The sequence below is a fragment of the Ureibacillus xyleni genome, from assembly GCF_900217795.1.
GTDB lineage: Bacteria > Bacillota > Bacilli > Bacillales_A > Planococcaceae > Ureibacillus > Ureibacillus xyleni.
Genome location: NZ_OBMQ01000010.1, coordinates 46,680 through 68,514, shown reverse-complemented (window position 1 = coordinate 68,514; position 21,835 = coordinate 46,680). Strand labels below are relative to the sequence as shown.

At 34.7% G+C, this 21,835-nt stretch carries 24 protein-coding genes; 9 read left to right on the top strand and 15 right to left on the bottom strand.

Translation table 11 applies throughout. The annotated features are described in order from the left end of the window. Positions 1-38 precede the first annotated feature (38 nt). The 6 genes from CRO00_RS14075 to CRO00_RS14050 form a co-directional block, all read right to left on the bottom strand. A complete protein-coding gene (locus CRO00_RS14075) occupies positions 39-488 on the bottom strand; it encodes a low molecular weight protein-tyrosine-phosphatase (RefSeq protein WP_097074303.1) in 450 nt (149 codons plus the stop codon). After that, the gene (locus CRO00_RS14070; RefSeq protein ID WP_097074302.1) at positions 485-946 is read right to left on the bottom strand and encodes a GNAT family N-acetyltransferase; all 462 of its coding nucleotides are present in this window, start codon (positions 944-946) and stop codon (positions 485-487) included. Before CRO00_RS14070 ends, CRO00_RS14075 begins: the two co-directional genes overlap by 4 nt. Positions 947-997: 51 nt before the next feature. Continuing rightward, positions 998-1,597, bottom strand: a complete 600-nt coding sequence (locus CRO00_RS14065) for a lysophospholipid acyltransferase family protein (RefSeq protein ID WP_097074301.1) — start codon at positions 1,595-1,597, stop codon at positions 998-1,000. Positions 1,598-1,606: 9 nt separating this feature from the next. Then, on the bottom strand, positions 1,607-2,458 hold the full coding sequence (locus CRO00_RS14060; RefSeq protein WP_097074300.1) for a methyltransferase domain-containing protein: 852 nt from the start codon (positions 2,456-2,458) through the stop codon (positions 1,607-1,609). A 60-nt stretch (positions 2,459-2,518) separates the two neighbouring features. Next, positions 2,519-3,772, bottom strand: coding sequence for an MFS transporter (locus CRO00_RS14055; protein WP_097074299.1), 1,254 nt, complete (start codon positions 3,770-3,772; stop codon positions 2,519-2,521). Between the two features lie 133 nt (positions 3,773-3,905). Further along, positions 3,906-4,568, bottom strand: a complete 663-nt coding sequence (locus tag CRO00_RS14050; protein WP_097074298.1) for a nuclease-related domain-containing protein — start codon at positions 4,566-4,568, stop codon at positions 3,906-3,908. A gap of 222 nt (positions 4,569-4,790) precedes the next feature. On the opposite strand from CRO00_RS14050, the gene CRO00_RS14045 reads away from it, so the two are divergent. After that, positions 4,791-5,657: an AraC family transcriptional regulator gene (locus tag CRO00_RS14045; RefSeq protein ID WP_097074297.1), complete on the top strand. Its 867-nt coding sequence runs from the start codon at positions 4,791-4,793 to the stop codon at positions 5,655-5,657. Between the two features lie 57 nt (positions 5,658-5,714). On the opposite strand, the gene CRO00_RS14040 is transcribed toward CRO00_RS14045, so the two are convergent. Then, positions 5,715-6,665, bottom strand: a complete 951-nt coding sequence (locus CRO00_RS14040) for a methyl-accepting chemotaxis protein (protein WP_237658429.1) — start codon at positions 6,663-6,665, stop codon at positions 5,715-5,717. Positions 6,666-6,946: 281 nt separating this feature from the next. On the opposite strand from CRO00_RS14040, the gene CRO00_RS14035 reads away from it, so the two are divergent. Then, positions 6,947-7,396 carry a hypothetical protein gene (locus CRO00_RS14035; RefSeq protein WP_097074296.1) on the top strand — a complete coding sequence of 150 codons (450 nt, stop codon included), beginning with the start codon at positions 6,947-6,949 and terminating at the stop codon, positions 7,394-7,396. 30 nt (positions 7,397-7,426) lie between these two features. Here the strand turns inward: CRO00_RS14035 and CRO00_RS14030 are convergent, their stop codons facing one another. The 6 genes from CRO00_RS14030 to CRO00_RS14005 form a co-directional block, all read right to left on the bottom strand. Next, positions 7,427-8,341: a glycine betaine ABC transporter substrate-binding protein gene (locus CRO00_RS14030; protein ID WP_097074295.1), complete on the bottom strand. Its 915-nt coding sequence runs from the start codon at positions 8,339-8,341 to the stop codon at positions 7,427-7,429. Between the two features lie 17 nt (positions 8,342-8,358). Then, complete coding sequence (locus CRO00_RS14025) at positions 8,359-9,210, bottom strand: ABC transporter permease (protein WP_097074294.1); 852 nt, start codon at positions 9,208-9,210, stop codon at positions 8,359-8,361. Further along, a complete protein-coding gene (locus CRO00_RS14020) occupies positions 9,191-10,402 on the bottom strand; it encodes a quaternary amine ABC transporter ATP-binding protein (protein WP_097074293.1) in 1,212 nt (403 codons plus the stop codon). Before CRO00_RS14020 ends, CRO00_RS14025 begins: the two co-directional genes overlap by 20 nt. 282 nt (positions 10,403-10,684) lie before the next feature. Further along, complete coding sequence (locus CRO00_RS14015) at positions 10,685-11,317, bottom strand: GntR family transcriptional regulator (protein ID WP_097074292.1); 633 nt, start codon at positions 11,315-11,317, stop codon at positions 10,685-10,687. A 41-nt stretch (positions 11,318-11,358) separates the two neighbouring features. Next, complete coding sequence (locus CRO00_RS14010; protein WP_097074291.1) at positions 11,359-11,802, bottom strand: DUF5367 family protein; 444 nt, start codon at positions 11,800-11,802, stop codon at positions 11,359-11,361. A 1-nt stretch (position 11,803) separates the two neighbouring features. After that, positions 11,804-12,385, bottom strand: coding sequence for a TetR/AcrR family transcriptional regulator (locus CRO00_RS14005; RefSeq protein WP_097074290.1), 582 nt, complete (start codon positions 12,383-12,385; stop codon positions 11,804-11,806). Positions 12,386-12,522: 137 nt separating this feature from the next. Here CRO00_RS14005 and CRO00_RS14000 point away from each other — a divergent pair, with 137 nt between their 5' ends. From CRO00_RS14000 to CRO00_RS13975, 6 genes are all read left to right on the top strand, one after another. After that, entirely contained in the window at positions 12,523-13,284 is a 762-nt protein-coding gene (locus CRO00_RS14000) for a MerR family transcriptional regulator (RefSeq protein WP_097074289.1), read from the top strand. Positions 13,285-13,445: 161 nt separating this feature from the next. Continuing rightward, entirely contained in the window at positions 13,446-14,141 is a 696-nt protein-coding gene (locus CRO00_RS13995; protein ID WP_097074288.1) for a hypothetical protein, read from the top strand. A 125-nt stretch (positions 14,142-14,266) separates the two neighbouring features. Further along, positions 14,267-15,349, top strand: a complete 1,083-nt coding sequence (locus CRO00_RS13990) for a type III polyketide synthase (RefSeq protein WP_097074287.1) — start codon at positions 14,267-14,269, stop codon at positions 15,347-15,349. Position 15,350: 1 nt separating this feature from the next. Beyond that, on the top strand, positions 15,351-15,914 hold the full coding sequence (locus CRO00_RS13985) for an isoprenylcysteine carboxyl methyltransferase family protein (RefSeq protein ID WP_097074286.1): 564 nt from the start codon (positions 15,351-15,353) through the stop codon (positions 15,912-15,914). Positions 15,915-16,339: 425 nt separating this feature from the next. Beyond that, a complete protein-coding gene (locus tag CRO00_RS13980; protein ID WP_097074285.1) occupies positions 16,340-16,756 on the top strand; it encodes a DUF1641 domain-containing protein in 417 nt (138 codons plus the stop codon). A gap of 40 nt (positions 16,757-16,796) precedes the next feature. Beyond that, complete coding sequence (locus CRO00_RS13975; protein WP_097074284.1) at positions 16,797-17,981, top strand: NAD(P)/FAD-dependent oxidoreductase; 1,185 nt, start codon at positions 16,797-16,799, stop codon at positions 17,979-17,981. Positions 17,982-18,041: 60 nt separating this feature from the next. Here CRO00_RS13975 and CRO00_RS13970 read toward each other — a convergent pair whose 3' ends face one another. Beyond that, on the bottom strand, positions 18,042-19,280 hold the full coding sequence (locus tag CRO00_RS13970; protein WP_097074283.1) for an MFS transporter: 1,239 nt from the start codon (positions 19,278-19,280) through the stop codon (positions 18,042-18,044). A 429-nt stretch (positions 19,281-19,709) separates the two neighbouring features. On the opposite strand from CRO00_RS13970, the gene CRO00_RS13965 reads away from it, so the two are divergent. Further along, positions 19,710-20,918, top strand: coding sequence for an MFS transporter (locus CRO00_RS13965; RefSeq protein WP_097074282.1), 1,209 nt, complete (start codon positions 19,710-19,712; stop codon positions 20,916-20,918). Between the two features lie 45 nt (positions 20,919-20,963). Here the strand turns inward: CRO00_RS13965 and CRO00_RS13960 are convergent, their stop codons facing one another. Then, on the bottom strand, positions 20,964-21,572 hold the full coding sequence (locus CRO00_RS13960; protein WP_097074281.1) for a DedA family protein: 609 nt from the start codon (positions 21,570-21,572) through the stop codon (positions 20,964-20,966). Positions 21,573-21,835 lie beyond the last annotated feature (263 nt).

The following is a 21,835-nucleotide window of genomic DNA, read 5'->3' as shown; positions in this document are numbered from 1 at the left end:
CCACAATTGTTAGAAATAGTTCCTCATTATTAAAAAGTTTAAATAATTTTCTCAAGTAAAACTTCACAACCCTCTAATACTAAATCATAGGTTTCTTGAAAGTCCCCGGTATAGTAGGGATCTGGGACATCTTTTTGATGAGTCGTTAAATCTAAAAAGCGAAAAATTTTTGGATGCTCTGGTTGCCCCAGCATTTCACGGATGTTACGAACATTATTGCTATCCATCCCAACAATGTAATCGAAGGATTCAAAGTCTTCTCTCACTAGCTGTCGCCCCTTCATACCACTTGTAGAAATACCATATTCTCTCAACTTTGATTGTGTACCTTTATGAGGTGGGTCACCAATATGCCAAGAGCTTGTAGCAGCTGAATCGACCTTTATTTCACTGCTTAATCCTTTTTTCTCTATTAAATCTCGCATCACGGCTTCTGCCATTGGAGAGCGACAGATATTTCCTAGACATACAAATAGTACTCGAATCATTTTATTTCCTCCAAGACTTTTTCATAAATTTTTGAAGAATTTCCAAAAGGGTCATATGTTATTCCGTTTTCTATCCAGCCCAATTTTTCATAAAACCCATCTAAATTACTCTCTAAATATAACGTCTTAAAACCAAGACTCTGTGCTACCACCTCACCGTGTCGCAATAGGTTCGCTGCTATGCCTTTCCCTCGATGCTCATCTTTAACATAAAGGCACGCAAACCAAGGATATAAATCATGACGACTATTAATATCATTTCTTAATAAGGCATAAGTTCCAACCAGTTGCCCCTCAATTATCGCCACAAAAAAACGAGGTATCCCATCCGGCCCATTCGCATACTTCATGCATTGTTCATAAAATGGTTTATTCTTTTCCTGCCCCCAATAACCCCAGAACAACTCTAGTGCATCATTGAAACGTTCTGGTATATCCTGAACATCTCTAATTTCCACTTTTTGCACCCCTAGTAAAAAGCACTCCCCATAATTGGAAAGTGCATTTGATTATTTTATTTTCGAATTTAATTCTTCTGTTAACTTCATTAGTTCTTGCTCTAAGAAATGTGTATATTCATCACGTGCTTCTTTTCCGCTCGGTACTGTAAAAGGTTTACCGTAGATCAAATATCCCTTTTGACGTTTAAATACTTCCCCTAGATTTTTTGGACCTACATATGCTGCAGGTACAATTTGTGCCTTTGATAATTGAGCAATCGTGATCGCACCTTGCTTTAGTTCCGTATTCTCTGTTGTACGAGTTCCACTTGGAAAGATCCCAACCACTTTTCCTTCTTTAATTAATTGACGTGGAATTTTAATCACACTTGGTCCAGGGTTATCACGATCAACAGGAAAAGCATTTAATCTACTAATCAGCGGCCCCAATACTTTCATATCAAACAACTGCTTTTTAGCCATAAAGTGGATATTTGTTGGATGTAAAGAAACGCCTAGATTTAAAATGTCTACATACCCATTATGTGTACATGCAACAATATAGCCGCCTTCTTTTGGAATATTTTCCTTTCCATAAACCTTTGCCTTTGAACCGTTTAACGTTAGAAATATATTAACTAACCTTGCTCCAAAATCATATAACGCCACTTGTCATTCCTACCTTTTTATATCATTTCGATTATATTCACCTATTAAAATGTCCAAATCAATCGTGATTTTTTCTAATGAAATCCCTTTATCTAAATGCCAGCCTAATGGAGTCATTTCTAGCAGTTTAGGTACAAGTTCAGGTTCTAACTCACTTGTATATGTGATTCTCTCTTGCTGAAAATTTGTAAAATGCTCCTTAAAACGCTCAACAGTTTGTTCATTAGAGTAGGTTTCTTTTTCAGATTGTGCAAATGCTTGTTCCCGTATCTCTTTTAAATAGTTTGATTGAGGGACAACTTTTATAACTTTTCCATTTGGTTTCAATAACCGACTAAATTCATCGTAATTAGCTGGTGATAATATATTCAATATTATATCGAAAGATTGTTCTTTAAACGGACTATTCGCTAAATCTCCAACACACCAAATTTTATTTTCGTAATATTTTGCGGCTGTTTGAATGCCCTCTTTCGAAATATCAATACCAACAGCTACGACATTATCTAAAGAAGAACAAATTCTCTCCAAATGCGAGCCTTCTCCACAACCTGTATCTAATATCGTTTTGCTATCATTACTTATATATTTTGTCATTACTTTTTGTAAAGGGTCATACAAACCACTATTTAATATGATTTTTCGGGATTCAAATAAGCTTTTACTATACATGGATGTGGTTGGCTTTACCATAAAGTTAACATATCCTTGTTTTGCAATAATAAATGAATGGTTTTTGTTGCAATTTACTTGTCCATCCTCATCAACATCCATTCCCTCATTGCAGATAGGACAGGAAAATAACGTGTGATGTTCCTTCATAAGTAATATACTTGCAGCTCTTTTTGATACTTTTCCCACATAAATGCTCCTTTTGACTTGCTGTAAGTATCATACCATTTCATTATAGATAATGAAAAACTAAACAAGTTCTTTTGGATTTTGTTTCTTAATTAGTAACACGAATAAACTTCCTAATAAACAGAATCCTCCTGCAAATAGGAAAGCCCACATATAGGAGTCAAAAATTTTATAAACAACCCCTCCAGAAAATGCCGCAACCCCTGCTCCCACTTGATGAGCAGCCGTAATCCAGCCGTACATCATCGCACTTTTTTGAAGACCAAATCTTTGTCTTGCTAATCCAATCGTTGGAGGTACTGTTGCAATCCAATCTAGCCCATAGAAAATTGAAAAGATTACAAGCCAAATGTAAGATCCTTGTGCTAGTGCGAAAGGTAGGAACAATAGAGAAATTCCACGTAATAAATAATACCAAAAAAGTAACCAGCGATTATCGAAACGATCGGATAACCATCCTGAAACAGTCGTTCCTATTAAATCAAATACCCCCATTAAAGAAAGTAAGGAGGCTGCAGTTACTAAAGGAATACCAAAACTTACACAATAGGAAATAAAGTGTGTCCCAATGAGGCCACTCGTTGATAAACCGCAAATAAAGAAACTTCCGGCTAACAACCAAAATTCTTTTACCTTTAACCCTTCTAGTAATGAATTAATCGCCATTTTAAATGGATTTCGATTCATTACTGGAGGTTCTTCCATAACACGATCCTCTTGGCCAAGGGGTGTGGTACCAACATCTTTTGGCCAGCTTTTCATAAAAATAGCAATTAAAATCAACATGGCTATACTTAACACAAATATCAGGGCAATTGCTGCACGCCAAGAATAGTTTTCTACAAAACTAGCTAATACCGGTAAAAGTACTAACTGCCCTGTTGCAGTGGCAGCAGTTAAGATTCCAACTGCCAGCCCCCTTCTTTTTACAAACCACCGATTGGCAACTTGAGTACTCAATACTGTTAAAAACAAACCCGAGCCAATTCCTAACATTACGCCCCATATTAAAATAAGCTGCCATTCGCTTCTCATAACGAAGGTTAAGGATAGCCCTATTGCTAAGATAGACATCGAATACAGCATCATTTTCTTCAATCCAAAAATATCCACAAACGCAGCCATAAACGGTCCAGAAAAGCCATACAAAAGTAACCCTACTGCAAAGGCTAAAGATATAGTCGGACGCCCCCAACCGAACTCTGTTTCAAAAGGGTCGATAAAAATTCCGGATGAAGAGCGAATTATCCCTGCAACGATGATTGAAGTGAAGGTTACCGTCAAGACAATCCAGCTATAATGTATTTTCCTCATTTGCTCTCCTTAATTCCTTTTCTATTTATTGTACATGATGGTAATCCCGTTGTTTATAGAATTTTAATAGTTATTTGATAAATTGAGTGTATATGAAAAACCGAGTCACACACTTGACTCGGTTTCAAAGTTTTTAGTTTGCTACAACTTGACTTGCTTTTGTTTTCTTTGGTGAATTTTTGATGGATTTATACTTATTTAACTCTTGATAAATCTTTGAAATTTCTTCTTTTGATAAGAAATTTTCTGATGATTCTTTCCAATATGCATTTAATTCCTTTAATTTCATAACTTCAGTATTTTTTGATTGGACTTCAATTTTCTTAAACGAACAGTTATCACTAAATACTGCTATAGAATAAAAAGGTGCTGCATCAGCTATATCGAGAAGCTGTTTTAAATCTGAGATTATTATTTTATTCTCGATTAATGGATTATCAAACTTATGAAGCTTTTCGCGGTATTGCACCTCGGCCCATTCAGGATCGTTTTCCCTACCATAAATCCAGCCTGTCATATGTTTAAAATTAATAATATAGATTCCGGATTGGTGAACAAAGATTGCATCCACCAGTACATTATTGGATGGAAGTACAACATTTAACAGAATTTCATATTCCCCTTTTGCTTTTTGTAGACCAGTCACAAGCTTATAATATGCGCGCGTTTCTTTTTGTAAAAGACTAATATATGAGTACCCTGTTATTTTACTAAACTTACTGTTGTCGTATATGTATAATGAGATTGCAAAGAAAATTCCAATTAATAAAACCAATATTAAAAACCAAATAATCATTTTCCTCCCCCTTACATCGTGTTTTCACTGCACTAATTTTATCAAAAATAGTAACCTCTGACTATGCAACAGAAGACATACTCGTTTGGCGTTATTATTTCAAAGAACTCTATTTTTATTAATATATAATGGAAATTTTAATATAATCTGTCTAAAGTAAGCACATTAAAACAGGATTAAATTTGTCTAGTACATTAACATATTTATTGAGGTGATTGGTATATGGGTTGGGTTGAGGCAATACAAAAAGCGATTGATTATATCGAAACTAGTTTAATGGATAATTCTTTATCCATTGAGAAAATTGCAAAAGTTACTAATTCATCGGTATTTCACTTTCAGCGAACGTTTTTTCTATTAACGAATATGACTGTTAGTGATTATATCCGTAGACGCCGTTTAACTTTAGCTGCTGAGGAATTACTTAATAGTGAGGAAAAAGTTATCAATATTTCCTACAAGTACGGCTATGAAACACCGGAAGCATTTACAAAAGCTTTTCGAAAGCAACATGGCATTACACCAACTGATGCACGAAAGAAAAAAGGACACTTACAATCCTACAATCGCCTCGTCATTCAAATTAATGTAAGGGGAGCAGAGCCAATGAAGTATAAAATTGTTGAAAAAGATGCTTTTCAAGTAGTTGGAGTAAAAAGGACATATAATTGTAATAACGGAGAGAACACAAGAGGAATTCCTCAATTTTGGGAAGATGTTCATAAGGATGGAACGAATGACCGTTTAATCAAGCTAAGTAATGGGCATATCCCAGTTATTTTAGGAGTTTGTGTGGTTGAGGAACATCAAAAAGAACAAGGTTTAATGGACTATTGGATTGCCGCAACTTATGAGGGAGAAATTCCAGATGGTTTATTATCTTATGAAGTACCTGCATCAAAATGGGTTATTTTTGAAGTTCACGGTCCAATGCCACACGCTATGCAAAATACGTGGAAAAAGATCTACTCTGAATGGTTCCCTTCAAACTCCTATAGACCAACAGGAACTGCTGAGTTAGAAGTTTATACGAATGACGACCCATCTGCAGAAGATTGTTATTCTGAAATTTGGATTCCAATTAAATAGTATTCCACAAGGCATACAAACCCTATATAACGTTTGTATGCCTTCCTCCTAGCATTTTTACTTCGGATACTTTTTTACTTTCTCGACAGCTTCTAGTAATTTTTCTGTAACTATATCCGATTCTTCAATATGATTTGTAAGAACTTTTTTTGTTTCATCAAATATCATCGTTGATCGATTAAAATTATTTAAAACATTTAAACTAGAGGATTTTTGGTTTTTAATATGTGATAACAATTCTTGAATTTCAGTTTGCACATTGGAAATCATTTTTAATAATGAATAGATTTGTTCAGATGTTTCCGCGCTTTTTTTAACACCTTGATTCACTATCTTCAAATTATCTTTCGTATTTTCATAAACCTTTGAAATTTGAAGTTGTGTATCCTTTGTTAGTTTTACAATATCTTCAGTACTTTCTTTCGTACTTTCAGCTAGTTTTTTCACTTCATCTGCAACAACAGAAAATCCCTTTCCATGGTCTCCTGCTCTTGCGGCTTCTATTGATGCATTTAATGCTAGTAGGTTTGTTTGATTTGAGAAATCACTAATTACATTCACAATCGCTTCAATTTGCTTTGATCGTTCACTAAGTACGTTCATATTTTCTGATGTTTTCTTTGATTCTTCTCCTAATTGGTCAATTAATTGCTCAACATTTTGTACTGCTTCCCTACTGACTTGTGATAGTTTTACCATTTCGACAGAAGCATCAATTAACTTACTTCCCTTTTCCAACGCCTTATCAGAAATTACATTCGATTCAATTGTACTTTCCTCAACACGATTAAACTCAACTAAAATGTCCTTCACCATTCCACCTAATGTAATATGTTGTGAATTCACTTTATCATGCTGCTCAATGGTAGAAACCAATTCTTTATGTAAATCATTTAAAAATATTTGAAATGCATGTTCCTTTTCATCCAACTGTGCATTTAATTCGTCAATCCTTTGTTTAAAGAGCTCTATGTCTTCTTTTTTTGATTTAAATAAAGATCCCATCATCCATTCTCTCCCCTTAAGATGCATTTTGAATATATCTTTTAAAAATTATATCATATTCCCTTATTTAAAATTACAGACGATTTTAGCTAATAAAGTCGATAAATTTCGAATCTTCAATAAAAAGGTCATTTCCTAGGAAATCATGTTGATAACAAACTTTTTTATGTATAAATTTCATTACATTCTGTTTTAATTTTTAGTTATTATTCATAAAAAATAGGTATATTGCTAATAATAATAATACAGTCTTCCAATACCTAATAATAACGGAGGTTTTTACTGTGGACATTTATGAAGAAAATGCTATACCAGCATTTCTTGAGTCAACTCAATTAACTTTTGAATTGGAAAGTGTCGACGTTTATAACACACTACTATTTCCTGCTCAAACAAAGGATTACGAATTAAATCCACAAGTAGAGGTACCTTATAATTTTGAAAATGAACAACGTGACCAAAAAAGTGTCGATGAAGGACATTCACCGTGGAGACTGGACCCGCTATTTACAACTCAAGTATTTGTCAGTTTACAAATTTTACCTGGTGGGATAAAAGGAGAGTATCCAATAGAAGAAGACAATTTAAAACTCGTTTATAGTACGGATGATATTGCAATAGTTGCAGTAAATGATGAAGATACCCATATAACAACTGTCTATTTAAAGCGATTAATCCGACAAGATAATAGCGGAATTTGGACAGTTGTTGGATACGATCATAAAGATAAATAAACCTCGCTACATACATAGCGAGGTTTTTCATTATTCAATTCCTTTTGTCCACTCAGCAACTTTTTCCGTATTTTCATCAACCCATTTAGCAGCCGCTTCCTCTGGGTCAACTCCACCATTTATTTCAAGCATTACCTCTTCAATATCAGCAGACGTCCAATGGAATGCATCAATTACTTTATAAGCATTCGGCATCTCTTCTTCTAGACCAACACGAGCAAATGTATTGATTGTTTCCTCACCACCATAAACACCTTTAGGATCGTCTAAGTATTTTAAATCATATGATGCAAATTTCCAGTGAGGTGACCAACCAGTAACAACAATTTCTTCTTCATTTTTAATAGCTTGGTCGAGTGCTACTGTCATTGCCCCAGAAGAAGATTGTAGTAGCTCAAAATCAGCCAAATTTTCATACTCCGTTAATGCTTTTTCTGTTGCAGCCATTATCCCTGCACCTGGTTCAATTCCTGTAATTTGTTTGTTAGCTTGGTCTGCTAAATCTTCAATTGAGTTAACATCTTCCATATAACTCGGGACTACTAATCCTATTTTTGCACCAGCTAAGTTTTCACCTAACTCATCAAGATCTGCTTTATATTGATCATATTGTGAAGCATGTGTATGAGGTAACCAGCCAGCAACCATTGCATCTGCTTCTCCATTTGCGACTGCTTCCCACATGATAGCATTGTCTAATGGAGTTAACGTCACATCATAACCTAAGTCCTCTAGTACTTTTCCTACAACATGAGTAGAAGCTATCTCTGTATCCCATTCAACATAGGCTAAGTTAATTTTTTTAGACTCTTCCGATGTTGCAGGTTCCTTAGAATCTCCAGCAGTTTCTTTCTTAGTTTCTCCCTCATCTGAGCCACTACATGCAGCTAACATTGCTCCCATACTAAGAGCTAAACCCATCATTTTCAACTTTTTGAAATCCATACGAATCTTCCTTTCTGTTATTGTTTCTTTTTATTTAAGCTTTGAGTTAGGCGATCAATGATAATAGCAAAAATTACTAAACTTAGTCCCGCAACAAAGCCATTTCCTACTTGTGCTCTTTGCAATGCAGATAACACTTCTCGGCCTAAGCCAGGTGCGCCAATCATGGATGCAATAACGACCATCGATAAAGATAACAGTACAGTCTGATTAATTCCTGCCATAATAGTTGACTTTGCTAGAGGCAATTCCACTTTTATTAACTTTTGCCATCCTGTACTTCCATAAGAATCTGCTGCTTCTACTAACTCTTTCGGAACTTGTCGAATTCCTAAGTTTGTAAACCGAACAGTTGGTGGCAATGCAAAAATAACAGAAGCAAAAACCCCTGGAACGACACCAATACCAAAGAAAGCAACGGCTGGTATTAAATAGACAAAGCCAGGCATCGTTTGCATAAAGTCTAAAATTGGTTTAATAATTTGTTCTGCAACCATGCTCTTTGACATCAAAATTCCAAAGGGCACTCCTATGACAACGGCAATAATACTTGCAAAAATTACAAGGGTTATCGTGTTCATCAATTCTTCCCAAAGGCCTTGATTATAAATAAAGAGCAATCCGACTATTGAGAAAATTGCCAAACCAAATTTCTTTTTAGTCGCAAAAAAAGCAATAATAGCGACTATAATGATAAAGATAATTGGTGGAACTGCAATTAGCATTTCAGTAATAGCTTCCATTGCAGACTTTCCACCTTTTTGAACAAAGTCAAATAGTGATGAAAAGCTATCGGTTAACAAATCCATCATTTTTTCAGTTGCATCTGAAACTGGTAATCTTGGGATGCTATCTAATAGATTGCTCATCTAACTGCACCCCTTCCGAATTTGATGAGAGTGCTTGAATAACGACTCCCCTAATTAATACACCAACTAATTTTCGCTCCCTCACTACTGCAACAGGAGTTGGTGATTCAGAAATAATACCTAAAACTTCTTGAATTAACATATCAGGCGGAACTGTTGGCATATCTGTCCTTACAATATTCATTACGTTTTTTTCGCCACGTTTGGAAGCTTCTAACGCATCGTCAGCAGTGATATATCCAACATAATCCCTCTTTTTATCCACCGCTAACAACACACTAACTTTTTCGTCTCGCATTCGTTTTAAGGCTACTTTTGGTCCATCTAACTCTACATTGACACTCATTGGTCGGATCATCGCATTTTCAACAGTTAGTACTTTGGATCGGTCAACATCTTCTAGGAACGTTTTGACATAATCGTTCGCAGGATTTGTTAAAATTTCTTCCCCAGTACCAATCTGAATAATTTTCCCGTCCTTCATTAACGCAATCCGATCGCCGATGCGTAAAGCTTCGTTCAAATCGTGAGTAATGAAAATAATCGTCTTCCTCACTCGTTGTTGTAAATCTAATAATTCATCCTGCATATCTTTGCGGATTAACGGATCGAGGGCAGAAAAAGCTTCATCCATTAACAGAATGTCAGGGTCATTTGCTAATGCTCTGGCTAGACCAACCCGTTGTTGCATACCACCTGAAAGTTGACTAGGATATTGATCTTTATATGGGAGTAACCCCGCGTTATCTAAAGCCTTTTCTGCTTTCAATCTTCTTTCTTCTTTTGAAATACCGCGCACTTCTAATCCATATTCAGTATTTGCAAGGACAGTTCGTTGTGGGAATAAGCCGAAATTTTGAAACACCATACTCATTTTTTCTCGCCGGATTTTTCTGAGTTGTTGTTTATTCATTTTGGAGATGTTTTCGCCGTCTATGTATATATTTCCACTGGTAGGTTCGATGAGGTGATTTAATAAACGGACTAACGTAGATTTACCACTGCCCGAAAGACCCATGATAACAAAGATTTCACCTTCTTCAACAGTAAAAGATGCATCATAAACACCTATTGTTGCACCGGTTTGCCTTAAGATTTCTGTTTTATCTTTTTTTTGTTCAACAAGCTTTAGGGCACTATTAATGTGTTTACCAAAGATTTTTGTGACGTTTTCTACTTTAATTTTCCCCATGCCATTCTCCTTTCCAATTATTCTCTTAAACATTTCAGTTGCGTTACAAAAGTAACAACTTAATGCTAACAAAGGGTTGTCACTTTTGTCAAACTATTACCTTTTTACTTTATTTTTTCATGTAATATTAAATTCCGATATTACTTTTGATTATGTTAATTAGTGTTCAGAAAACTGCAATCTAAACCTACACTACATCTACACTTGTTAGTAGTCTGTCATATACTTTCTTAATAATAAAAAAATCTATTGGCACCAATTCAATTAGTACCAATAGATAGATTAATTTGGATATAGAAATTTTTGAACTCGTTCTAAACATTCATCATTACCAATAAAGAAAATAATGTCATTTTTTTCAAAAGTCGCATATGGACCAGGTGATATAATTAGCTCGTTTCCTCTACGTATTCCAACAATTGTGGCCATTGTATTTTGCCAAAAATTAATGGTTCCAATCGACTGAGAAATGTATGGTGTATTTTCCACAATTTCAACTTGAAAAGGGACAAATGGATTTATTGAGCGAAATCTTTCTGTTCGATTGACAAGGCGTTCTGTCGCTTCTTGTAAAACATTCAATTCATCTTTTTGTCTTTTTATACTTTCAAGCATTTCGATTTGTATTTGTTGGATTGATTGAACTTCTAAAAATTGATGAACAAACTGGGCAGCTTTTTCGTAAGATTTTATTCTAACTCCACTACCCTTCGTTGCCTCTACAATTTCTAAATCTTGCAGTACAGCAATTGCCCGTCTAGCAGTTTCTGATGATACCCCGTACTGGCTTGCTAAAGAGGATCTTGCATATATTTTTTCACCGATTAAATATTTTTTCTCTACAATTTTTGAAGCTATATCAGCAGCTATTTTCTGATACTTTGGCTGCTTTACTTGAAGCTTTCGATTTTCCATTATGGCTACACCTTTCAAATGCGTTTATATAATGGATAATATTAGCCCATTCTTTTTTTATAATCTAGTTTAAATATATTTAATTTATTCGTTTGTTCAACTTTCAAATTAATTATTAGAGGAATTACAATATAAAGAGCATATGCACAACACATCCAAGCTGCAAAGGAAATTACTTGTGATGTTTCAAGCTTTTCAAAGATTATTTCATAATTGGATAGTGATAAGGTATCCAAAGTGAGCCCAATTATTGTTCCGATTAATCCAAACTTCAGAGGCCCATATTTAGTTTTGTCAAATAACATATAAATTTTTGTAGTAAAATATAATAATATGCCTGTACCTAGTAATAAAATTATTAAGCTGACAAAATATCCTTCTTCACCAGGAGTAATCAGTACATACTTCCCCAAAAAAACAAAAAACATCGTCGCAAAAAACCAAACGAATAACCCAAATATCAATGGTTTAAGGAAATTTTTCATTTTACCTATCCTCCGATTGTAACGTATTTAACCCAGCTATCAATTTTTCTATTTGTTCATAAACCTTATCTACAGGGAAACCCTTCATCAGTACGGTTTGTAACGCAATTCCATCAATCATCGCGTTGAAGAGAATCGCCCAAGTTTCGTGATCTACACCGTTGATAGGAGATTGTGTCCAACTAATCCTAATTTTTTTATAAAGGCTCTCATTTTCTAATGCTAAAATTCCACCTAATTGTTCACGAATTTTTTCGTTATGAAAGCCCGCTGCAACTAAAGAGAAGAAAAGTTTATGAAAAAATGATTCATGACTACATCTGCTTTTTGCAGAGTGTAATGCCTCTTTTATAATCATCTCATCACTATTTGATAATTCACGCCAGGCTGATTCACAAATATCCTGCACAATCTCGACAAGCAGTTGTTCCTTTGTTCGAAAGTGATAATAGATTGTACCTTGAGTTACCTCCGCTTTTTCTGCTACAGAGCGCAAAGTAAAGCTTTCTATGCCGTTCTCTACAATACACTGTTTAGCACTTTGAATCAGTGTCTGTTTATTAATTACATTTGGCTTTGCCATGTTACCCTCCTATATTTAGTTATTCAACTGACTAACTCAATTCATACTTTAACATCAACTTTTTATTTTTTCAATTCATTTATTGACATTCACGTTACGTCATCCTTTATGCTGTAAATATCAGGAGGGTTACAAAAATGGAATACACAATCAGTAAACTTGCAAAATTAGCGAATGTTAGCACGCGAACATTACGTTATTATGATGAAATTAATTTGTTAAAACCTGCTAGAATTAATAGTTCAGGCTACCGTATTTACGGGCAAAATGAAGTAGATCGCCTACAACAAATTTTATTTTTTAAAGAGCTAGATGTGGATTTGGATACCATTTTATCAATAATGAATAATCCAAACTTCGATAAACAAACCGCCTTACAAAATCACTATAGCCAACTTGTGGATGAACGCAACCGCCTGAATCAACTGATTGAGACAATTGAAAAAACAATGAAACATGAGAGAGGAGAAATTCAAATGAGTAATCAAGAAAAATTTGAAGCCTTTAAAAATAAACTAGTAACTGAAAATGAAGAAAAGTACGGTGAAGAAATACGGGGTAAATATGGTGTTCAAGTAGTAGATGCATCTAACAAGAAATTCAAGGGAATGTCAGAGGAAGACTACGCCGCTTTGGAGAAGTTGGGTAATGAAATTTTAGATTTACTTCCAAAAGCAGTTGCTACAGGGGATCCTACTTCCGATATAGCACAACAACTTGCTGCAAAACATAAAGAATGGCTTACATTTACATGGCCATCTTACTCAAAAGAAGCACATGCAGGACTTGCTGACATGTACGTTGCAGATGAACGTTTTAAAGCATATTACGATAAAGCAGTCGACGGAGGTACTGAGTTTTTACGAGATGCCATTCACATTTTTATAAAAGGAAATTAATAGCTTGTTTTAGAGGTGTAGAGTCTTCCCCTTTACACCTTTTTGATTTTTTTACAAAATATTGTATTTTTGTTTTCGATTTTGGGCAACATACAGTTAATACTACCTAAAATAGGTAAGTTTCGAATCTATTAAGCCTCATAAAGGAGACTAAAATTAATATGCAAAAGCACGAAACTAAATTGAAAAAAGTTTCTTATGAATATGACGATAAAGAATACATAGTAATCAGTAAATGTCCTCATTGTAATTTAGATATTCATCCGAATGCAGAAGACAGTAAAGACTTAGAAAATGATAACTTTAAAATTCGGGTTATTTCTTTAAACTGTCCATCCTGTAAAAATCATTATTTTATATTTAATGATTTTGGCGAAGGAGTACCAGCGAATGGCAAGTATCTATTCTCTATTCCAATGTATGGGTTTAACGAGCACTCTCTCATTAAAAACACTTCGAAAAAGTTTCAAAGCTTATATACACAATCAATCAATACAGAATTACTCGGCTATAAAGATATTTCTTTTTTTGGCTATATTAAATCCCTTGAAATTCTACTTAAAGATATTGCTGTTATCGAACATCCAGAATCAGAGGATCAAATTCTCTTTTGCAATCTTACTACATGTTTAGAACAGTTTCATGCGACGAACATTCATTTGTTTTCTAATAAATTATTGGAAGTACTAAAATGTGATTATTTACACTATCAAAAAACAGATTCCTTTTTTTCGTATATTGATCTTGTAAAGGATTGTATTGATTATTTCCTTCTTTATTTAGAATTACTATTAAAAACGATAACTATCAACGAAAATAATAAACTTATTAATGAAGCCAAAAAGGGAGCAAATTAATATTTTATTAAATTCAGCTGTTGGAGGAAATATTTCTTCGACAGCTTTTTATTATGTACACACCCAAAACAATGCATATTTAAAAAACGCCCGGTGAAAACTATGAAAAAGAGGAGTTTACGATTATGCCTAAAATTGTTTCCATTAGTACATATAACCCACCATATATACTAGAACAATCTAATATTGAACAATTAACTAAAGAACTTTTCCAGGATAAAATCCCACAACTCGAAAGATTATTAAAGGTTTTTGAAAATGGTGAAATTGAACAACGCCAATTTTGTGTTCCATTGGATTGGCATAGACAAAATCACACTTTTGAAGAACGTAACAACCTATATATAGAACTCGCTACGAATTATAGCGTAGAAGCAATAAAGGCTTGTTTAAAAAATCCCCAGTTTTTAGATCAGCCAATATCCACTATGGAGATTGACGCGATTATTTTTGTTTCAAGCACGGGCATATCAACTCCAAGTATTGATGCCAGAGTAATGAATAAATTAAAATTCTCTGATCGTTTAAAGCGGCTTCCAATTTGGGGATTAGGTTGTGCTGGAGGTGCTTCGGGTGTTAGTAGAGCCTTTGATTATTGTTTAGCTCACCCTACTGAAAAGGTTCTTGTTGTATGCGTTGAGCTAGCAAGCCTCACTTTCCAGCAAAATGACTTTTCAAAAAGTAATCTAGTAGGTGCTTCACTATTCGCAGACGGTGTAGCATGTATATTAGTATGTGGTGATCAAGTACTATTGAATACAAAGAGACCGATACCCCATATTGTGAATACTGCTTCAAAGTGGATGCCAGACTCAGAGAATGTCATGGGTTGGGATATTAGAAATGATGGTCTTCATGTTATTTTTTCAAGGGATATCCCTTCAATTATATCAAAATGGCTTGGTCCCTTTATTCATGACTTCTTAGAGGAGGAAGGTATTACAATAAATCAATTGGTAAATTTCGTAGCCCATCCTGGTGGTAAAAAAGTATTAAGGGCATATGAAGAAACATTGGAACTAACCGAAGAACATACTGCAATTTCACGTTTTATATTAAAACAACACGGCAATATGTCCTCCCCTACTGTTTTATACGTTCTTGAGCAGTTTATGTTAAAGGAAACACAACCGGATACTTATGGATTATTAGTCGCTCTTGGACCTGGTTTTAGTGGAGAAGCAGTTCTTTTACATTGGAGGGATTAAAATGATTATTGTCGTGATTATTGCTTTCGTTGTAATTCAAAGACTTGTTGAAGTTCTTATTGCGAAAGGTAATGAAAAAAAAATGAAGGCATTAGGTGCATATGAAGTTGGACAATCACACTATCCTTTTATGATTGCACTTCATGTAAGCTTCTTTATTAGCCTAATTGGAGAAATCCTTATATTTAACCGTCAACCTTCTCCTATTTTTATTTGGCTATTTGCTTTATTTTTATTAACTCAAGGTTTGCGTATTTGGTGTCTAGCTTCCCTTGGACAATATTGGAATACTAAAATTATTATTTTACCTGGAGCTAATGTTGTAAAAAAAGGGCCTTATTTATTTTTCAGACATCCTAACTATTTAGTTGTATGTATTGAAATTCTAGTTCTCCCGCTTATGTTCCAAGCATATTTTACAGCTATCTGTTTTACACTATTAAACTTCGCAATGCTGTCTGTTCGTATCCCACTAGAAGAACGAGCATTAGTAGAAGTCACAAATTATAAAGACCAGTTTAAAAAGAACGTATCCTCCCCATTAACAAACGATAATCATAACTAAATTGGATAAATTTAATCTATATTCTAGATAAATTTGCCCTTTATCATAAAAGCAACAGAAAAGGTAGTATATTATTAGAAATACACTCAAATAAGTCGTATAATTCAATTTGATTATGGCATACAATATTCACAAAATGGCAAAGATTTTGTCGAAAATTGTTAAATATTAATATTCACACAATCATAAACAATTTTTATTGCTAGCGAGGAGACAAAGTTTATATTACAATGTAAATTTTTAGTTTTTTTGTAGTTTTTCATCTATACTTATATAAAAGGTCTATTGTTTACTATGTTTTTATATTATGATGTTTTACGTAGCAATGGTAAAATAGTCAATTTATTTCAAAGTGTGGCTATTTGTGAAATATTTTTCAAACTTTTTAGATAAAAAGAAAATTCAAATGGAAAAGGAGAATGAAAATGTCAGAAGAATTGATCCAAGCTCAAGCATCTGTTAGCAAAGAAAAAATAGATTTACTTGATCAATTATTAAAACCTGAAGTTCAAGAATCGTTAACAACTTTAGTAGAAGCATTACCAAAATTAGCTGAGGTTGTTACCCTTCTAACTAAAGCTTATGACATGGCGCAATTAGTAGCTACAGATGATGTATTAAAAAATGATACAGTAAACGCAATTAAAGAAGTTTCAGTACCTGTTATTGATTCTGTAAAAGGGTTAGCTTCAGCTGCAATCGAAGCAAAAGACCGCGCAGAAGAAACAAACGAATCTATTGGCTTATTTGGTTTATTAAAACTATTAAAAGACCCAGAAGCACAAAAACTTTTCCGTTTTGCCAACGCATTTTTACAAATCCAAGCTGAACGTAAAGCTTAAAGTTATTTAGCCATTAATTTAATAAGGACGGAGGATAATCATGTCAAAAGAAATCGTCATCTTAGGTGCGGGCTATGGTGGTTTACTTACTGCACTTAAATTACGCCAATATGCAAGCAACGATGAAGCAAAAATTACCGTTGTAAATAAATACCCTTCTCACCAAATCATTACTGAATTACACCGATTAGCAGGTGGAACAATTAAGGAACCTGCAATTTCATTTTCATTAAACAAGTTATTTAAAGGGAAAGATATTAACGTAGTTGTTCAAGAAGTTAAATCTTTCAACGTAGATAACAAAGAAGTATACCTTGCTGATGGATCAGTTCTATCATACGACAATTTAGTTGTTGCTTTAGGAAGCCAAACAGGTTTCTTCGGTATTCCAGGACTTGAAGAAAATAGCATGGTGTTAAAATCTGTTGATGATGCAAATCGTATCTACGCACATATCGAAAGTAAAATTGAGTCATATGCACAATCAAAAAATCTAGCTGATGCAACGATTGTAATTGGTGGTGGTGGTTTAACTGGTGTGGAACTAGTTGGCGAAATCGTTGATAACTTCCCAAAAATCGCTAAAAAATACGGTGTAGATTTTAATGAATTAAACATTAAACTAGTTGAAGCTGGTCCGAAAATTTTACCAGTTCTTCCTGATGACTTAATTCAACGCGCTACTGAATCGTTAACGAAACGTGGCGTAGAATTTTTAACAGGCCTTCCTGTAACAGGTGTGGAAGATAATAAAATCTCATTAAAAGATGGCACTGTGATTACTGCAAACACATTCATTTGGACTGGTGGAGTAGCAGCTTTACCAATCGTTCAAGAATCTGGTTTAACATGTGATCGTGGTAAAGCAACAATTAATGAGTATCTACAATCAACTTCTCACCCAGACGTATTTGTTGTTGGAGATGCTTCTGTAGCTCTTCCTTCAGATGGTGGACGTCCATTATATCCACCGACTGCACAAGTTGCATGGCAAATGGGTGAAACTGCCGGGTATAACATTTTTGCCTTACTACGTGGTCAAAAACTTGAACCTTTTAACCCAATTAACTCTGGAACACTTGCTAGCCTTGGACGTAAAGATGGTGTAGCAATTGTTGGTGGTAACAATATACCTCTTAAAGGTCTTCCAGCTACTTTAATGAAAGAAGCTAGTAATATTCGTTACTTATCACACATTAAAGCGTTATATGGTCTAGCGTATTAATAAAAAAAGATTCCGGGCAATCCGGAATCTTCTTTTTTTGCTTTGGGCGCCTTCGCTATTCTATTGTTCTATACTTGGTTTTCCAGCTTCAATTAGTTCTTTGCTGCTCAATAGGAAGAAACTAAGAATAAAGATGAGTAGCCCTGAAACAATGAGTAACCATTCAATTGCAACGATATCTGCTAATGGTCCATAAACAAGCATTCCTAATGGCATCATGGATGTCGAAATCATCGTAAGTACTCCAAAGACACGGCCTAAAAAATTCGCTTCCACTTTTTCTTGTATAAGCACTGTTGCTGGTGTATTAAACATCGGCATAATAACCCCAGCCAAGCCCATGAAAATTAAATATAACCAAAATACAGGAACTACGCCAAATAGAAGCGTGCAAATTCCAAAGATAATGGCTGACAGTGTCATCGTATGAGTTTTATTTTTAAAGCCTCCCCATGAAGCCATAAGTCCCCCACCAACAATCATTCCAATTGAAAAGGCTATTTCAATTGCCGATAGATACCATTCATTTGCTCCAAACGTACGGGTCACTTGTAATGGTGTTAAAAAGGACGCTGGTGCTGCTAAGATAAAGAAGGCGCCAAAGAAAATAAAGTACTTTTTAAGAAACGCATGGTTGTTAATATACTCAAGTCCTTCTTTAAAATCATTAAAATAAGTTGTTGTTTGCTGCTCCTGCGCTTTAGTATGAATAGGAATCTTTAAGAATAGTAAAAGTGTCAATACAGCAATGGCAGCGGTGATAACATCAACAAAGAATATGAACTCAATAGTAGTAAATGAAAGTAAAGCAGCACTAGCCATTGGAGAAATAAGCATTATCAACGCCTGAATACTTCCATTGATTCCATTTACTTTTGTAAGTTTATCTTCAGGAACAATTTGAGGTAAAATCGCTCCCACAGCCGGCATTTGAATACCCGTTCCTATTGCACGGATTGCATACATCACAAATAACAGCCACATTGAGTCATACCCGTTTAAAAATAATATAGCTAATATCAATGTCGCTAGGGCAATCATTGAATCTGATAGCATAATGAGCATTTTTCGATTGTATCGGTCTGCCCATACCCCAGCAAAGGGTGACAGGAAGAATGCCGGAAGAAATCCACATATAATGGAAATCGTCATCATGATTCCTGATTGGGTTGTAAGCGTAATATACCACATAATGGCGTATTGAACTAAGGAAGAGCCAAATAATGAAATCGTTTGGCTAGTTAAAAAAAGAGCAATATTTCTTTTCCAATTCAAGTTTGTAAGTTCTGTATGATTCATAAGGACATCCCTTTTCTATATTTTGATTGACTTATCAACATAGAACCGTTCGTCACAAGACTTACACTAAAAAAACACAAGGATTGCCCCTCGTGTTAAAAAGTAAATGGATTTATTGATTAAAAAGAGGACACACTAATCCCCATTTTAAGCACACGAATAATGTAGGTTTCTTAACATGTCAGACTAATCCCATTTACTCACTCAAAAAGCAGAGCCTTGAACGTATTAAATTAACGGTTCGCAGTTTGGAAACGTAGTCTAACTGATTGCATGTCTTGAAACCTCCGTTCATTAAAGATGCAGTTATTATATCACAAGCCCCCCTACCAAAAAACCGATTTACACTATCTTGATTATTTTCCTTTGCAATTATCTGTAAAGGGGTATAATGGTAAATACGAATTTAGTTTAGAAGGTGAGAAATTTATGAGTCACACAAAAGCTACTCTTAATAATCCCATTTATCCTGTTATGATTGCGATTGGAGTAGCTCATTTAATTAATGATACGATGCAATCAGTCGTTCCAGCAATGTTCCCCTTACTTGAACGGGATTTAGGGTTGTCATTTACAGAGCTCGGGATAATTTCCTTTGTATTAAATATGTTTTCATCTGCTCTTCAACCCGTTGTAGGATTCGTCAGCGATAAAAAGCCGATGCCCTTTGCGTTACCTATTGGCATGATGAGCTCTTTTGTTGGACTAACAATGCTAATATTAGCTGAACAATATTGGTTAATCCTAATTTCTGTTTTGTTTTTAGGCTTTGGCTCTGCAGTTTTCCATCCTGAAGGCTCACGGGTTTCCTTTATGTCTGCGGGAAACAAACGAGGGCTAGCTCAATCGATTTATCAAGTCGGCGGAAACTCAGGACAAGCATTAGCACCTTTAATTAGTGCTTTTATTTTAGATGTATATGGTCAACGAGGTGCTGCCATTGTATTACTACTTACAACGCTAGGCATTGCGATTTTATTAAAAATTTCAAGATGGTATGTCCTTCAATTACAGGCAGAAAAATTGGCAGTTAAAAAGAAAAAAGTGCTTGTTTCATCATTACCACCCTTAACGAAGAAACAAGTAGGTATTGCTTTAACACTATTAATGGTCATCATATTTGCCCGTTCTTTTTACACGACCAACATTACAAACTTTTATGTCTTTTATTTAATGGATCATTATGACTTAACATTGCGTTTAGGACAAATATTTATTTTTATCTTTATGGCCTGTGGTGTAATCGGAACATTCTTCGGTGGGTCCTTATCAGATCGTATTGGACGAAAAAATGTAATTCTACTATCTGTTGTAGGACCGTTACCATTTTGTTTGCTATTACCATATATGCCGATATGGTTAGTCTTAATCTTTTTAATCGTTATTGGCACACTGATTATGATTAGCTTTTCGGTTACAGTCGTTTATGCTCAAGAACTTGTCCCAAGTAAAATCGGCACAATGGCGGGTTTAACAACTGGATTTGCCTTTGGTATGGGGGCAATTGGTGCTGTTGTGATTGGATTTTTACTCGACAAAATCGGAATCGCTAGTACTATACAAATTATATCAATTCTCCCTATCCTATTAGTTGTTGCATTCTTCTTACCCAAGGATAAAGTTGAGAAACCCGTTTAATGAAAAAAGCAGGTTGAGCACTTACACTCAATCTGCTTTTTAAAATTATTTTCTTAACTTCTTTTGGTAAAATCGAATGACCACAATGCAGAACACAATTGCAATCGCTGCATAGGCAATATTCGAATAGATGTCCATGTAATGCACAATCGTTTCCCACGACTCCCCAACTGCTGCACCTATATTTACTAACACCATATTCCAAATTAACGTACCTAGTGTTGTGAGTAATAAGAAAATCCCAAAGTGCATTTTGGCTAGTCCAGCTGGTAATGAAATTAAACTACGAATTAGAGGTATAAACCTGCAGAAGAATACCGTCCAAACTTCATATTTTTCAAACCAAGCATTTGCTTTATGAATATCTCGACTTGTTAAACGTAAAATTCTCCCCCATTTATCGACAAAGCGCTCTATACGATGAATCCCTACAATGGCTCCAATCCCATATAAAATAATAGCACCTACCACAGATCCAATTGTTGATGCAATCACAACCCCTGTAATCGTTAAATCCGTTTGGGTTGTCATAAATCCACCAAAAGTTAAAATAACCTCTGAAGGAATTGGTGGAAATAGGTTTTCTAACATTATAAGTAGGAAAACACCTATATACCCAAAGTCCTCCATAACGGTTGTTATCCAGCTTTCCATTGATTCTCTCCTTATGTATAAGTTATCCGAACACGTTTACTCTAATGCTACTTCATATTCTAACCCTATTCAAATAGTTTTTATTAGATTCTTGATGTTTGAATTTTAAGTATGTTAAAAGTTTATGTGCGGTTTTCATCACTTTATGTGCGAATTCCACGGGTTTATGTGCGGTTTTATTCACTTTATGTGCGCTTTCTACCAATTTATGTGCGAAAAAATAAGCCAACGAATTTTTCTCGTTGGCTATAATATAAGACTAT